Source organism: Anaerobacillus sp. ABA4_114 (assembly GCF_056159065.1).
The window spans coordinates 209,896-223,707 of the sequence record NZ_JBSWUM010000002.1 but is presented as its reverse complement, the minus strand read 5'-3'; the positions used below and the strand labels follow the sequence as shown (position 1 = coordinate 223,707).

Below are 13,812 nucleotides of genomic sequence, written 5' to 3'. Positions count from 1 at the left end.
ACCTGGAGGAATAGAGAATGCACTTTACTATCACGAACAAAGAAATGGTTTTCGAAGACGAGAATTACATCACTACAATGTATGTAGGCGAAAAAGGGACAGGTCATGAAAAAGGAGACCCGAGACTTCGTTGCCCTCTATCAATTTTTGTGCGCGTAAAAGACAATGATACTTCTACAAATGTACGCGCGAATATGTATTGGGATGCTATATCTGTCCGTTCAAAGTTTATATTCACTGGAGGAAGTTTGGTAGAATTTATTAAATCTCAAGGTCATGATTATGAAGAGTTCCAGACTTACTGGAACTTCGTAAAACGACTAGCTACAAACATCTTCAGCGAGGACGATATTTCAGATTTCCAAAAAACAATCAAAGCAAGTACAGTGTAAGACCTTCTATAATTTCTCTGTACTAAATCTTCTTTATCACAGAAAGACATCCTCCTATGCGTAGTAGGATGTCTTTCTTATAACGGAAATTCATGCTTTTCATTTGATATCACAACCAAGGAGGTTCTCGTATGAAAATCACTCTAGATATGAGCAAAGATGCCTATCCTACAGCCAAACAAGTATACCTAGGACGTTTGAGTAGAAGCGAAGGGAAGCTAGAAATCAATAAGAACACTGGAATGTCAGAAGGATCGGCTCAGGCTTTTATAACGATTTTCCTCGCGATGATGAACGGAGAAGAATATAAAAGAGCCTTCAACAACTCCACAAACGAATACTTATTGGGAAAAATTAAAGAAGACTTTGGAATGGAACATTTCTTAGGAGCTCTTGCTGCAGCCCAGAAGCATATCAACTACTACGCAACATTAAAAAAGGGGAATTTATCGGGTTATCAAGAGATTGTGGACCGTTTGCGAACAAAAGCGAAAAGAGAGATTGGTTAATTGCCAGACGATAGATCGATAATACTTATATATTATGTATATGTTTAGCTTAGTTGGTAGTTTCTTGCATTCCTCCCTCACTAATAATAACCTATTAGTAAGGGAGGCTTTTTAATGAATAAATCCAGAAATACTCAAAACAGGTTCAACAAAAAAGACAATACAAAACTGATTGAAAAGATGAAAAAAATCCAAACTAATAAGCAAACAGAACCAGAATCAACGTTATCCCAAAGTGATAAACAATATAAAAAGCTTCTTAACAAAAATATACGATTGAAAAATGATAATACTAAGTTATCAAATAAGTTGGACAAACTTTCGAGGCAATTAATAAATGAAACTGAAAACAATTCAATGAAAAATAAAGAAATAAATTCCCTGCAAAAAAAGAACTTGTCTCAAGCCAATGAAATAAGCGAATTAAAGATTCATATCCTAGATTTAGAGAACAAATTGAGAGACAAGAAAAAAGAAATCGAACATATGATAAAGGAAGATTCGTATAAGAGAATTGCAGAATTAGAGGCAAATAACAACAGTTTGGAACGCGAGTACCAAGCAGTTTCTAAGAAGAATAAGGAGTTGCAGCTGGACCTTGGAAGGACCAGAGAAGATAGTAAGGTATCTAAAAAAGAAATCAATAAGATCACTCAGCCCTTAAAAGAACAAAATAATACCTTACAAAAAGAAAATAACAAATTAAAGATTCATAACACCAGATTAATGGAGCGATATCTAGATAGTATCCCACCATCTAAAATGTTGGAATACCTAATGAGTATGATGACCCTTAGCAATATATACGAATACGAGAAAGTTCCTTTATTATCGAATCAATACCGCAAGAATATTAAATACATGCACAAAAAGAAAATCTCAACTACTTCTAGACCCATCGAAAACTTTTCAAGCGATGTTATATACGGTCACCTAGTTAGAAAGAACAATGAGTGGGCATTTCTTGATCTAGAAAATAATGTGTACACCATTGAGCATTCAAAAACAAAACACTTACAGGAGGACACTCCATATAAAGCTAAGAAGACGGAGGGCGAAAGCGTTATTTTACTCTTTCGCTACAAAAATACCGAAGTCATCGAAGAAACCATCAAAGAATCACCACCTCCTAAAATAGAGAAAGAGAGCGAGGATACTAACTACATAAATGACTCAGTAAATCCTTATCAGTATTTAGGGGATTTTTCTGTTCTCTTAGTTACCAACAAAAATGGAAGCAGATACGTAAACTTCTTAAAAGGTTTAGTCGGTAAAGTCACTTGGTTAGACCCTTTCGAAAAAAGTCCGACTCATATAAAAAACTCGTCTATTTCGCATGATGTTGTCATTGTTTGTAAAGACGCCACTTCACATGTAGTTAGCAACATTATAGAAGAGGATAGCGCTATTAAATACCAATACTTAATGCAGCACAATGAAAACTTAATTTATACAAGAGTACGATTCACCGCAATCCAATTAGGATTACTAGGCTAAATTAACCCAAAAAGTCGCCATTTTGAGCGACTCACACATAAACTAAAAATTTCACGTACCATACTAGTAATAAAAATTTAAATATATTAAACCTCTAACACTTAATAGCATTTTACATTAATCAATAAAAGTGTTCTATATCATTTTTGTTTTTTTTGATAACTCCTTGTTGGTTAGCAAATAGTTGTCGTGAAGATAGGATACAGATATAGTTGTAATTGTATGGAGGTACTATTGTAAGGAGATACTAAGAAGAGATGTCATTGATTAAACCTTAACCTATGATATGAACTCCGAGCACTCTGCGAAAATCATTAAACAAATTAAATATTAGGAGGACACACATTGAAATTATTATCCCAAGAAGAGTTTACTGAACGTAGTATCAAATTCTTAGAGGAAGAACTCAAAGGTTTTCATAATATTAAAATGATAGATAGTTACACCATCGCCTTAGAATCAGGTAATTACAAAGCCCAATTTTACACAACTAATATGTGGAAGAGATACAAACAAGAGGGTGATTTTACAAGCGTAATGAACTATATCAAAAGAACAATAGAAGCCCAAATTAATAGTCACTTTAGCGAAAAACCTACTATTGATAAACTACTGGATGTAATTTATCCAACAATCAGAAATGAGAAATTCGCCTCTGCAATACCCAATAGCAATGCCGAGCCACCTTCTTTCGTTAAAGAGGATTTTTATGTGGACCTCTCTGTATTTTTTATGGCTAGTATGGAGGAGTATTATTTCCCAATTGGAACAGAGTTATTAACAGAAGAGATTGATGAAAAAGTAGTTAAACAGAAAGCGTATGAAAACCTAAAGCGTCAAGGTTGGATTGAAAAGGTTCAGGAAGTAAAACTAGAATCGGGGACCGTCCAGATCTATCATAACGAAGATAAACCCTTTAACTATCAGTTCTTTATGGCGGATTGGGTTAGAGAACATATCGGAACACAATTCATCTTTTCTATTCCTCAAAAAGACATGGTTTTTGTTTATATTCCCCAAGGTGAACTTGACCTCTCGATGTCTAATGAAGACCTACAAATCTTTATTGGTAACGCAATGGAGCGTTTTAAGAATGATTCACACTCAATCAGTTCGACATTAATGCACTTCGAGGGGAACGAATACAATCCTATGAAGGTAATAGGTATAGAAAAAGAAAACCCAAACAATAATTAATAAAGGAGTGACCTTATGTATAAAAAAATCAAGGCATATTTAGTGAAAAGAGAAGGAGAAAAAAGTGTAGTTGTAACGAATAAAAAGACTATCCAAGGCATTGATAAGGACTCTATCGTAGAAACCACATTGATTATTTCTACTCAAGAAATCAAAGAATGGCACGAAGAAGTGGAATTACTCGGATTAGACGAGGAAGCAATGTAATAACAAAATGATCCCAAGGAAAACAGTGAATGACCACCATGGTCCAATTCACTGTTTTTTTATCGGCTTTTTTAAAAACTTTGTTGACTTCCCCTCAATTCGGATTATATTTAGCAAAATACATAAAACCAAACTAACTAATAAAGGGGAAATTAAAATGATCAACACTACAAGAAAAGAAAGAATTGAAGCACAAAAAATGGCAGCTAAAAAGAACACAGCATGCAAGAACATGCTACAGACACCTAAAAAAGTAGCTATTACTACTGTGCTAGGGACAGGTATACTAGTTTCTGCAAACACAGGAATAGTAGAAGCTAATGGGTTTTCTCACACAGTTAAAGCTGGAGATACAGTTTACTCTCTAGCGAAAGATACTGGTACAAATGTCGACACGATTTTGGAGGTTAACGGAATGACTTCTCCAACTATCTATGTTGGTCAAGACATCGACCTACCAGAAAAGCCAGACGGTGAAGTGACTACTCACCATAAACATGAACAACACGAAGTAACAGCTGATTCAAACGTAGATCCTTCTTCAACGAATCATACAGTTAGTTCAGGTGAAACTCTTTATAGCATCTCAATCAAGTACAAAACTACCGTAGAAGCATTAAAGAGTAAGAACCAACTAACAGGAAACACTATTTTTCCTGGTGAAGTTCTTGAGTTACCTTCAGGTTCAAACCTAGAAGAGAATATTCAAGAACCGGTATTAGGAGAAGCTGTCACTACCAACTCTCAGGATATCGGTATTTATACTGTTAAACCTGGAGACACTCTTTGGAGTTTAGCCGATACCTTCAACACAGTAACCGGCGAGCTCAAGTCATTGAATAACAAGGAAAGCAATCTTGTTATCATTGGCGATCAACTACAAGTCAATTTAGATTTGTTACTTATGGATGCTGCAATTATTAATGCAGTAGATCCGACAACTTTAGAAATTACAATGAACGATGGAGAAGTCCTTCGTTTACAAGTTCCCTACGGAACTTCGGTTAACTACTAATAAAGATATTGAATTCCAAAAGTATCTATCTAATTTTGATAGATGCTTTTTTATTTATTTCGGTTTTTCGATTCTAATGTTTTACTTTTGACTAATAATTACCGTGTTAGAATGAAGTAGAACCGTAATATGATTTAAAAAAACCTAAAGGAGGCAATATAAAAATGGATAGCCCCACTGAATTAAGACAACGAATTTGGGAATTAACCGGCATGGATAGCAAAACTGCAATGTATATGGAAGATGATACAATGAAGTGCGGAGTTACCGTTGATACCCCGGATGGCGAGTGCCATTTGACTATACCTTACCCAAGGAATGAAGATGGTGTACATGCTCAATCACCAGACGCCTCTTGGGAAATTCATTTCACGGAGCTAGGTGTGAAAATAAATAAATATAAAACACTTGGTCACGTTATTAACTTCTTAAATGCTAGGTTTGGAGAATTAAAAACCTATAATAAGGCTGAAGAAATGTTCGTTCTTATTAATGAACTTCCTAAAAAGCAAAGATTCCACCTTCTCGAACTTTTATATGCGCGTTATTTTGATACACCATTAGGGGAGAGCCCATTTAAAAAATCGTGAAATTTAAAAATGAACGAAAACCAAAGGAAAATTCTCCTTTGGTTTTTTAATGACAAGCTTGAAGGCGATTGATAAAGACACATCTTTATTACTAATATAAGCGTCTCAGTCATCTATAGGCTTCTTAAACACATACTACGTAGTTTTCTCTTCGGCACGAACCACATTTTCCGTAATAAAAAGGTATCCCACCATACCGAGTCCGCTTCATTTCATGCCGAAACTCAAAGCTACACTTAGGACAACGAAACATCTGAAATCGCATATCACTTCCTCCTTTCTTTATCGTTACATTCATATCAAGCTGTTAAATAGCAGATGTCAACCACTTTCTTTAAAATATTGAACTTTTTACGATTAACTTCAATTCAATTCCGAAGCAAACGCGCAATACGAAGTGATTCCGTTAACAATCCGCTGACGCATCAATACATTATCCTTGTTCTACGTGACTTTTTTCGAGTAAATCTCGTATTGAAGTCGAATCGGAAGACCAGACAATTGTAGCAATATCAATCCTGAAATTCCCTTGAAATTTTTTCGTTTTCCCCTATACTGTCCATAGAAACTATTAGAAAAGAGGAACACCCATGAATCAAACCATCCAAGATATCAATTCCGAGCTACGTAACTTCTTGTATAAGAACCTTTCAGAAAATCACTTCTACACTGTCGGCGAAGTAGTGAATCTTTGCATTATACAGGGGTACAGTGAAAGCGATGTAAGAAATGCAGTCGCGATCCTAATAAGCAAAAAAATCATCATCATTCTCGAAAGCTCATTATTGGTTCCTGGACCCAAGAACACCGAATTCTTAGTGAACAAGGGAAATCTTGAACTTCTAAAAGTGAATTTATAATTAAAAAAGCCACACATAAACCTTTCAACAAAGGTTATGTGTGGCTTTCTAGTGACTAATTGTCTATTTCATACAGAAAAGAAAAAATACTTACTTTCGTTTAAACTTGCTGCCCTTCTTTTTGGACTTCATATTCTTAAGCTTATCTTGAATAGAGGCTTGAGTCGCTTCAGTTTTTTCTTCGTTTACAGCAATAGAAGAAACTTGATCGTTAGTAACCTCAATTTCCAAAACATCGCCTTCTTTTGCATCATCAGGCAATTTAGATTTTTCCACGATATATTGTAATGATTCACTTTCCACCAAGATCACAGCTTTGTTATCTTCAATGCGATCTAAAACCGCTCTCACTTTAACTACCTCCTACACAAGCAATGCCTTGTGATGAAATATCCTTTAACCTCGAAGGTCCAATTCCATTTATCCTACTCAAATCATCGACAGAGCTAAACGGTCGTAGTTTAACCAATTCTTCAGCTCTTGCAGGTCCGATATGGGTGATCTCTTGTAATTGTTCTGAGCTTGCCTTGTTGATGTTGATACAAGATGAGTTAGTTGCTTGCTCAGACTCTTCATCAGGAGCTGACTCTATCTCATTCTCTTTGGAATCAGTAGAACCACTTGAAGAAGGGGTGATATTCCCATCTTGATTGGTCGTAACACTATACTCGTTTCCATCTGTCTCTACAATAATCGTTCCATTAATGTCTGTTCCATATAATTCTGCTCCGATGTCTGTTACACGATTTAGAGCAACATCATGAGGATGACCATAACTATTTCCTTCACCTGCAGAGTAGATGGCTATCTTAGGACTAACAGCATTTACAAACATTTGAGAATTTGAAGTATTAGACCCGTGATGTCCCATCTGGAATACATCCGCTTTTAAATCGTACCCTCGGTTCACCATTTCCATTTCAACCTCTTCTTCAACATCCCCAGTGAAGAGAAAGGAAGCATTGTGATATATTGCTTTGAACGAGATAGAATTGTTGTTTAGGTCACCACTTGATTCTATAGGGTTAAACACCTGTATCAATAGAGGACCGACCTCATATTCTTCACCAGCTCTAGGTTCCTCGTACCCAACACCATGTTTATCAATCGCCTCAATCAACCCTTCGAATGTTTGGGAGGTTGCAATATCCCCAGACATCCAAACTTCCTCTACATCAAACTGATTGATGATTTTCTCGATTTGCCCGATATGATCAGAGTGAGGGTGAGTCCCAATGATAATATCAAGTTGGGTAATTCCCTGTTCATTTAAATAGTTCACTACATTATGTTCATTCCAATCTCCAGCATCGATGAGGATATCATATTCTTCACCTTCATCTTCAAACTCAATTAACGTAGCATCTGCTTGACCAACATCAATAAAATGAGCTTTAAGACCACTTAGATTCTTATTACTTTCATCTTCTTTTGTCGCCTTACTATCATTCTTATCAGTGTCAGCACTTTCTTCTTTTGGTTCTTGATCAGTATCAGTTGTTGTGGCAGAATTATTACCACTTGCTTGCTCTGATTGTGGTTCTGGTTCAGAACTTTGGACGGGCGCAGTATCTTCTGCACACCCTGTAAGTAAAAAAATTGCGTAGAAACTAAAGAGTGCAGCAACTAATTTATTCTTCATCCTATTCCCCCTTGGTTCCCCATATCTTACCATGGAACAGCCTTAACTGTTCACACTTAAACCACTTAATTCTAATACATCAAAAGGAAGGATTTATGCTTTAACAATTTATAAGTAATTTAATTAGTCTTAGGATTCATTTTTGCTTTATATGAAACAAAAAAAGAAAACCATACGGTGTGGACCGTTATGATTTTCTCCCCAATTAATTAATATTATGATTCTCCATCAATAAATGAGTGAATAAGTGCATAACCCCTATTCATCTTTTAATATTCTAAAGATATTCCGCTCTTCGGAATAAGTAGTCACGTCATTATACATCCAGTTAGCTAGCTTTTCGATATTATTTTTCGATTTGGTTTTTAGGCTAGTGACCTTCCTTGTTATACCCTTAGTCCGATTTGTCTTACAATATCCATAGTAGAGGGCGACTCCGAGTTGCTCCTCGATAATAGACTTTATTTGAGCTAGCATCTTACTCGTTCCAGAAAACTCCATAGCCACAGATGAACTTTGTGTCTTCGTCCGATAACAAGAACCCTTTCCTTCGTAATATCCCAATAAGAAGCTGTTATAGAATTCAGAACTTAACCTAGTTGGAAATGTTAACGTACTTAATTTACCACTTTCAAGCCCATATGAGATAAGGGTATCGTATATATGTTTACTCGTTATCCTAAACTTGGCTGAAGTTGACCCATATTGATTCTTATATGTCTCAATCTCTTTATCATACTCAATGACGGAGCGGAATCGCTCTAGGATATCAATATCCTTATCAGACACCACAAGAGCTGCTACGTATCCACCGGTTTCCTTCGCGACAAAGCCTGTAGAAAACCAAATTCCAAGCCAATAGGCTTTGTTATGATCGTCGATGGAATCCAAATAGTGTAAGTTCCCAATTGAGTAATTCCTAGACGTTTCAGTGTATTTTCGCATCTCAATTTTATCCTGTATCTTAGAATGAACCGTCTGAGGGTAAGTCCCGTACTTCTTTGCTATTTGATGTAACGACCAACCACTGTCATACAGTTTTACCCACTCAGGAATAACCTTTTCGAATTTAGAAGGTTTGGCAACTTGAGTCCGTAAATCAACCCCTTCTTTTTTCAGATACTTACTTACAGTGTTAACATCAACATTTTCTTTATCTGCAATATCCCTAGTTGATAACCCATTTTCGTAAAGTTCTGCCCATTCTTTCGCTTTGTGAGCATATTTTTGTTTAGGGCGGGGTTCGATTACGCCCTTTAAAACTCGTTGTACGGTGGAATAATTAACATTGTACTCATTCCCTATTTTAGTGAATGACCACCCATCATTATAGAGCTGTTTCCACTCATCCTGTTTATCTAAATGTACAGATTTCTTTGGCAACTGTAACGTTCCTTTCATTTTGTTTTTTCTCATTCTAGCATAGGTCTATCCTGAATCTTGCTGTTATATTATGGATTTGGTTCGATTCATATTATAGTTTCGTACTAAGAATAGTGTCCGAATACAGGTGAGCTCAACCAACAGTTTTTAACAATCTAGTGCTATTATGTACATAAAGGAGGGGGGAGCTACTATGACATTTATTTTGAGAGTATCCGAAGAAAAGGGTACACAAACTGAGAGTACCGACCACCAGCAAACAGAAGATCATTATATTGAAGTGGAAACAAAATCAGAAGCTATAGAGAAGTATATGACCCTTGCAAAACGATACCCATTTTTACTTAAGTTCAAATTGTATGAAGCTACTGAAGTTGAACTACCGACTCATATCCATGAAAGAGCTCAATCTGAAAGTATGATTAACAACAAACATATTTTTTCTGCAAGTGACTCTAAAAAAGCAGAAATGGCGTTTCATGAGAAAGCTCGTAAATCATTAAGTGATGCAGACGAGTTTATTAAGATCCTCGAAGACTCACTCAACAGGGACTATGAACAAGAGTTGAAAGAATATAAAGAAAGAATGAAAAGAGAAAGAGAGGGGAAGGAATAGAACCATTATGTATACTATCAACTTATCGCAATTCGTAATGAAATGACAGTCGAGGATTACAAGATATAGAAACGTAAGAGATACAGAAAACCTAACTTCAGTAGGTAGCATAGCTCCTTTTGAGGTTAGGTTTTTAAATTCTTTTATGTTCTTTTTTAGAAGAAATAGACTAGCTTATTGTTTGACGAAAACATAGATCCCTTTAGCTTCACCATTGCTTAGTTTAACTGGGTTTCTTGCATAAGCGTCTTTGCTATATAAATAGCCATCCCAGTTTGAGTATTTCTTTAGCTTGCCTGTTGATTTTTTCTTTGTTGGTTTGAAGGCGATATAACCCTTATCACCTTTCTTGAGTGTAAAAGTGTATATACTGCTATCTGATGCTGAACTTACCCATGTATAGGATACTCCCGCTCTAATAGCATCTTTCTCAGCAGTCGCCGAGGCACTATAAGAAGCAGAAACGGTTGAGGAGACATTTTTAGAAATAGTACAACTTGTATTGTTTGTGCAATCGATTGTTGAGGTTACTTGAATAGGGTCTCCGGTATAGGTTGTGACCGAGGATTCTACGTACCTCCAATACTCTCGATAACTCTCCGGCAAAACTACATCGCCAGTTTTACCTGATTTAGGTAATGGTAAGACAGGTTCAGGTTCGCTTTCTGGGGTTATGACGACGGTCTCTTCTGATAAAGCTGCATATTCTTCTTCCGAAATTGGTTCTAACCCATTTTCCGTTGTAACATACGGTGTAATAGTTGCATCGAACTCGGGGTCATAAAATTGTTCTGTGTTACCTTCTGCAAAAGCGGGACCTGCAAACATCGTTACAACCATGGAAAGTGCAGCGGACAGTAGAATTGCTTTCGTTTTCTTCAACATACATATTTAGCCTCCTCTTCCTAATAATTACATTATCATCTGCCGAAAGACTTTTGTATATATAAATAGTTCGACAATTATGAACTTTATTTCGACAAGGGGTTACTCGGAATAAATGTAGTAGTACATTCCATTGCTGATAGAAGGACTGACTTCACCTTGAGGTGTGTTGATTGTCATTTTTTCTTTATCTGCTAACCCTAAATACAAATGATACTCTTCATTGGAATTCACCTGGAAAGTAGCGTTAACATTGAGATTTCCTACTGTTTGGTCTGTGGACTTTAACACTACTCGTTGAAGATTCCTTTTCCATTGATATTCCCCATCTTCATTGGCTAGTTCTGCAATCGTTATTCCCTCTCCGTCTGGATCATCGAATCGAAAAATAACGAGTTCAACATTACCTACACCCATTATTTCAAGAATGTCGTCCTTTTGTATGTCCTCTTGCTCTAATCCGAATTCTAATGCTTCATCCCGAGTTTGAAATGATTTATCCACTTCATTCCCCTCGGTAGCGTTTGAACATCCGATGAGGAGTGCCATCATTACCATCATTAACAGCAATACATATACCTTTTTCATTCAATAAACCCCTTCCGTTTTTATGTGATTCAGGATTATATTTTCGCTTCTGTATAAGCTGTTACCTTCTTATGGAAAATATATTTATTTTTAGGTGAATTGTGATTGACTTTGACTCATATATGAAAAGTATTGTTGAATCATATTAGAGTTTTGTGTGTAGTATAGTTAATTGTTCGTGTAGATAGTTCAGAAGAAAAGTCTGAAGTCATTCCTTGCAAAACGAGACCCATTTTTACATAACTTCAAATGATTCTAATAAAGCAAAAATGGTGTTTCTTGAGAAAGCTCGAAAACGATTAAGTAATGCAGACGAGTTTATTAAGACCCTCGAAGACTCACTAAACAGAAAAAGATTTTAAAGAGTACAAAGAAAGAATGAAAAGAGAAAGAGAAGGGAAGGGGAGGAATAGAAAAATAACACATACACTATCATTAAATTTGATTATTGATAGAAGGCAGTTCTATTATTCTAGGACTGGTGATGTCAGTTATGTTTTTTGGACGCGAAAGAAGATAGTAACCAATGGGTTACTATCTTCATAATGTCGCACAACAATTGTTATGCGTCCTTTTTTACTTCCAGAGTTTTTCTGTAATTATAACGACCGGAAGCTGAAATACGAACTGTCTTTTTAATGGCAGGTTCAATCCAGAAGATCACATCCTCTAGGTCATCAAAAACTTCATTGCTCCCATTTAAAAGAAACTCTCCAGTCATTCTAACGATCACATCTTTATCTCCATTCTTATAATGAAAAGAAACAAAATTTTTCATCATTATTGCGTCTAAAGCTTTCTCTGCCAAAATTACTTCTTTAGGGGTGAGTTCTTCCCATTCAACTTTTTGTACATTGTCTACAAGGTGGATTTTCGCCATATAATACACGCCCTTCGTTAGTAGTAATAACATCCTTAACGACAAAACTCTGTTTTATACCTAAATTAATAGATACAATCACAGATTTATAGTTTATTAATTTGATAAAGTAGCATTAAACAATGAGTCAAATAAACAGGAACATTCCTTGCAAAGCTATGTTTCTTTCTTCAGTTTGCACCACCTTACATTGTAATACTGATTGGGTGTGAGGAGGTCTTTTTTTGTTATTCTTACCTTTTAAAGGTCAATCAAAGGCTAAAGCATTTGGATTGTTCGATATACACCCAGAACCACCCAGGTCAATGGATGGAAACTTAATAAAACCTTCCTATCCATCCCCATTCTATGTCTCATGCAACAATTAGTAGACATTGTTTTCACCCTTATTATGAAAATTAGCTTAATATATAAACAAATCTGAACCCAATATAGGAGGCACTACTATGACAAGCGACAAAATGGCGATGTATATGGAAACATTGAGAGAAGGTAAAGAAATCTTAATCGAACCGTATAGCTTTAGCAGCTTCATCAAACTGTTTGATTCAACAGCTACTGAAGAAGAAAAGCAACAATACCAGCAAGAAATGATAGAAACTGGGGACGAAACCTTCCCATCGTTTCATCAAGTAAAACTGGTTGAACAAAGGGGTGCCTAATGGATCTAGAAAGAATACAAATATCACTTGATCAGAATATTGACGAAGGATCAATTCATGGTTACGTTACAAAACCAAAAACAGAATCACAGTTAAAGAACTATTTAGACGAACAAGGTGTTGCAGAAGCAGCTCCATTAATACAAGAGCAATTTAACAAGATCGCTATTCTAAAGAACATGTATGTTAACGAAGAAGAGAGAGGAGAAGGAATCGGAACTAGTTTATTAAGTGTTTTTATAGATGAAGCGTGCAGTCATGATGCCGAAGCAATTATATTAGTTGCCGATACTTCAGAATCCAACAAAATCGACCTTGTGAACTGGTACGAAGGATTTGACTTTAAAATCATTCATGGAGAGAGAAGTTCGTATCCTGTTATGGTCAGGGAAACTATTGATTAGTGAACTTGGACCAACAAAATATTATTTACTACCTAAAAGAAAAACTCAACAACACAATAAAAGGAGATGGCGTACATGCTAAAAACAATGGATAACAAAACAGAAAAATATAACTATGACAATTTCTTAGAGGTTTTACGTGAATTGCAAAGTTCTATTGATGAAGCTTATCCCCCAGAAGAGGTATTATCTGTGTATCATTCTGAATCCAGCTTTTACACAAATGGGGAGTTTTCTAAAAGTGAAAATTTCAACTACGTGAAAGGAGGAGTCGATTTAAAGAATAGTCTTAAAAAAGATTTTGAGTCGAATGAACAGCTTATATCCTACAACTTTGTGATCACTAAAGATGATAATTCAATTAAAATTGAAGCTAATTCTGTTGAATCTCATTCTATTTCCGACGATATCACCCTGGTTATTCGTCATTTACGCTAGAAAGACAATAAACGAACCAAACTCTGTCTGTATTAGACAGAGTTTTT

18 protein-coding genes are annotated in these 13,812 nt (G+C 35.8%); 12 read left to right on the top strand and 6 right to left on the bottom strand.

The window, feature by feature from the left end; all coding sequences use genetic code 11:
- The first annotated feature begins 17 nt into the window (after positions 1-17).
- The 8 genes from ACXAEY_RS22655 (at position 18) to ACXAEY_RS22620 (ending at position 6,267) form a co-directional block, all read left to right on the top strand.
- Positions 18-392, top strand: coding sequence for a hypothetical protein (locus ACXAEY_RS22655; RefSeq protein WP_474815407.1), 375 nt, complete (start codon positions 18-20; stop codon positions 390-392).
- A gap of 131 nt (positions 393-523) precedes the next feature.
- Entirely contained in the window at positions 524-901 is a 378-nt protein-coding gene (locus tag ACXAEY_RS22650; RefSeq protein WP_474815405.1) for a hypothetical protein, read from the top strand.
- Positions 902-1,015: 114 nt separating this feature from the next.
- Positions 1,016-2,398 carry a hypothetical protein gene (locus tag ACXAEY_RS22645; protein ID WP_474815404.1) on the top strand — a complete coding sequence of 461 codons (1,383 nt, stop codon included), beginning with the start codon at positions 1,016-1,018 and terminating at the stop codon, positions 2,396-2,398.
- A 345-nt stretch (positions 2,399-2,743) separates the two neighbouring features.
- On the top strand, positions 2,744-3,595 hold the full coding sequence (locus ACXAEY_RS22640) for a hypothetical protein (RefSeq protein ID WP_474815402.1): 852 nt from the start codon (positions 2,744-2,746) through the stop codon (positions 3,593-3,595).
- Positions 3,596-3,610: 15 nt separating this feature from the next.
- Entirely contained in the window at positions 3,611-3,802 is a 192-nt protein-coding gene (locus ACXAEY_RS22635) for a hypothetical protein (RefSeq protein ID WP_474815400.1), read from the top strand.
- Positions 3,803-3,959: 157 nt separating this feature from the next.
- The gene (locus ACXAEY_RS22630; RefSeq protein WP_474815398.1) at positions 3,960-4,817 is read left to right on the top strand and encodes a LysM peptidoglycan-binding domain-containing protein; all 858 of its coding nucleotides are present in this window, start codon (positions 3,960-3,962) and stop codon (positions 4,815-4,817) included.
- A 164-nt stretch (positions 4,818-4,981) separates the two neighbouring features.
- Positions 4,982-5,407 (top strand): hypothetical protein, encoded by a 426-nt coding sequence (locus ACXAEY_RS22625; protein ID WP_474815397.1) that lies wholly within the window; start codon positions 4,982-4,984, stop codon positions 5,405-5,407.
- A 590-nt stretch (positions 5,408-5,997) separates the two neighbouring features.
- Positions 5,998-6,267, top strand: coding sequence for a hypothetical protein (locus ACXAEY_RS22620; protein ID WP_474815395.1), 270 nt, complete (start codon positions 5,998-6,000; stop codon positions 6,265-6,267).
- Between the two features lie 90 nt (positions 6,268-6,357).
- Here the strand turns inward: ACXAEY_RS22620 and ACXAEY_RS22615 are convergent, their stop codons facing one another.
- The 3 genes from ACXAEY_RS22615 to ACXAEY_RS22605 all read right to left on the bottom strand — a co-directional run bounded on the left by ACXAEY_RS22615 (position 6,358) and on the right by ACXAEY_RS22605 (position 9,310).
- The gene (locus ACXAEY_RS22615; RefSeq protein WP_474815393.1) at positions 6,358-6,618 is read right to left on the bottom strand and encodes a DUF3006 domain-containing protein; all 261 of its coding nucleotides are present in this window, start codon (positions 6,616-6,618) and stop codon (positions 6,358-6,360) included.
- Between the two features lies 1 nt (position 6,619).
- On the bottom strand, positions 6,620-7,909 hold the full coding sequence (locus ACXAEY_RS22610) for an MBL fold metallo-hydrolase (RefSeq protein WP_474815391.1): 1,290 nt from the start codon (positions 7,907-7,909) through the stop codon (positions 6,620-6,622).
- Between the two features lie 258 nt (positions 7,910-8,167).
- Positions 8,168-9,310, bottom strand: coding sequence for a hypothetical protein (locus ACXAEY_RS22605; RefSeq protein WP_474815389.1), 1,143 nt, complete (start codon positions 9,308-9,310; stop codon positions 8,168-8,170).
- A 175-nt stretch (positions 9,311-9,485) separates the two neighbouring features.
- On the opposite strand from ACXAEY_RS22605, the gene ACXAEY_RS22600 reads away from it, so the two are divergent.
- Positions 9,486-9,908 (top strand): hypothetical protein, encoded by a 423-nt coding sequence (locus ACXAEY_RS22600; protein ID WP_474815388.1) that lies wholly within the window; start codon positions 9,486-9,488, stop codon positions 9,906-9,908.
- Between the two features lie 174 nt (positions 9,909-10,082).
- Here ACXAEY_RS22600 and ACXAEY_RS22595 read toward each other — a convergent pair whose 3' ends face one another.
- The 3 genes from ACXAEY_RS22595 to ACXAEY_RS22585 form a co-directional block, all read right to left on the bottom strand.
- Complete coding sequence (locus tag ACXAEY_RS22595) at positions 10,083-10,793, bottom strand: DUF6060 domain-containing protein (protein ID WP_474815386.1); 711 nt, start codon at positions 10,791-10,793, stop codon at positions 10,083-10,085.
- A 102-nt stretch (positions 10,794-10,895) separates the two neighbouring features.
- Positions 10,896-11,381 (bottom strand): hypothetical protein, encoded by a 486-nt coding sequence (locus tag ACXAEY_RS22590; protein ID WP_474815384.1) that lies wholly within the window; start codon positions 11,379-11,381, stop codon positions 10,896-10,898.
- Between the two features lie 562 nt (positions 11,382-11,943).
- Complete coding sequence (locus ACXAEY_RS22585) at positions 11,944-12,261, bottom strand: hypothetical protein (RefSeq protein ID WP_474815382.1); 318 nt, start codon at positions 12,259-12,261, stop codon at positions 11,944-11,946.
- A gap of 446 nt (positions 12,262-12,707) precedes the next feature.
- Between ACXAEY_RS22585 and ACXAEY_RS22580 the strand changes: the two genes are divergently transcribed.
- From ACXAEY_RS22580 to ACXAEY_RS22570, 3 genes are all read left to right on the top strand, one after another.
- Positions 12,708-12,923 (top strand): hypothetical protein, encoded by a 216-nt coding sequence (locus ACXAEY_RS22580; RefSeq protein WP_474815380.1) that lies wholly within the window; start codon positions 12,708-12,710, stop codon positions 12,921-12,923.
- Entirely contained in the window at positions 12,923-13,327 is a 405-nt protein-coding gene (locus ACXAEY_RS22575) for a GNAT family N-acetyltransferase (protein ID WP_474815378.1), read from the top strand. Before ACXAEY_RS22580 ends, ACXAEY_RS22575 begins: the two co-directional genes overlap by 1 nt.
- Before the next feature lie 75 nt (positions 13,328-13,402).
- A complete protein-coding gene (locus ACXAEY_RS22570; protein ID WP_474815376.1) occupies positions 13,403-13,765 on the top strand; it encodes a hypothetical protein in 363 nt (120 codons plus the stop codon).
- Positions 13,766-13,812: the final 47 nt, after the last annotated feature.

Excerpts from the sequence above, each read along its gene's own strand:
- ACXAEY_RS22655 (WP_474815407.1), top strand. The coding sequence starts at position 18 with ATGCACTTTACTATCACGAACAAAGAAATGGTTTTCGAAGACGAGAAT.
- ACXAEY_RS22650 (WP_474815405.1), top strand. The coding sequence starts at position 524 with ATGAAAATCACTCTAGATATGAGCAAAGATGCCTATCCTACAGCCAAA.
- ACXAEY_RS22645 (WP_474815404.1), top strand. The coding sequence starts at position 1,016 with ATGAATAAATCCAGAAATACTCAAAACAGGTTCAACAAAAAAGACAAT.
- ACXAEY_RS22635 (WP_474815400.1), top strand. The coding sequence starts at position 3,611 with ATGTATAAAAAAATCAAGGCATATTTAGTGAAAAGAGAAGGAGAAAAA.
- ACXAEY_RS22630 (WP_474815398.1), top strand. The coding sequence starts at position 3,960 with ATGATCAACACTACAAGAAAAGAAAGAATTGAAGCACAAAAAATGGCA.
- ACXAEY_RS22625 (WP_474815397.1), top strand. The coding sequence starts at position 4,982 with ATGGATAGCCCCACTGAATTAAGACAACGAATTTGGGAATTAACCGGC.
- ACXAEY_RS22620 (WP_474815395.1), top strand. The coding sequence starts at position 5,998 with ATGAATCAAACCATCCAAGATATCAATTCCGAGCTACGTAACTTCTTG.
- ACXAEY_RS22610 (WP_474815391.1), bottom strand. The coding sequence starts at position 7,909 with ATGAAGAATAAATTAGTTGCTGCACTCTTTAGTTTCTACGCAATTTTT.
- ACXAEY_RS22605 (WP_474815389.1), bottom strand. The coding sequence starts at position 9,310 with ATGAAAGGAACGTTACAGTTGCCAAAGAAATCTGTACATTTAGATAAA.
- ACXAEY_RS22600 (WP_474815388.1), top strand. The coding sequence starts at position 9,486 with ATGACATTTATTTTGAGAGTATCCGAAGAAAAGGGTACACAAACTGAG.
- ACXAEY_RS22595 (WP_474815386.1), bottom strand. The coding sequence starts at position 10,793 with ATGTTGAAGAAAACGAAAGCAATTCTACTGTCCGCTGCACTTTCCATG.
- ACXAEY_RS22590 (WP_474815384.1), bottom strand. The coding sequence starts at position 11,381 with ATGAAAAAGGTATATGTATTGCTGTTAATGATGGTAATGATGGCACTC.
- ACXAEY_RS22585 (WP_474815382.1), bottom strand. The coding sequence starts at position 12,261 with ATGGCGAAAATCCACCTTGTAGACAATGTACAAAAAGTTGAATGGGAA.
- ACXAEY_RS22580 (WP_474815380.1), top strand. The coding sequence starts at position 12,708 with ATGACAAGCGACAAAATGGCGATGTATATGGAAACATTGAGAGAAGGT.
- ACXAEY_RS22575 (WP_474815378.1), top strand. The coding sequence starts at position 12,923 with ATGGATCTAGAAAGAATACAAATATCACTTGATCAGAATATTGACGAA.
- ACXAEY_RS22570 (WP_474815376.1), top strand. The coding sequence starts at position 13,403 with ATGCTAAAAACAATGGATAACAAAACAGAAAAATATAACTATGACAAT.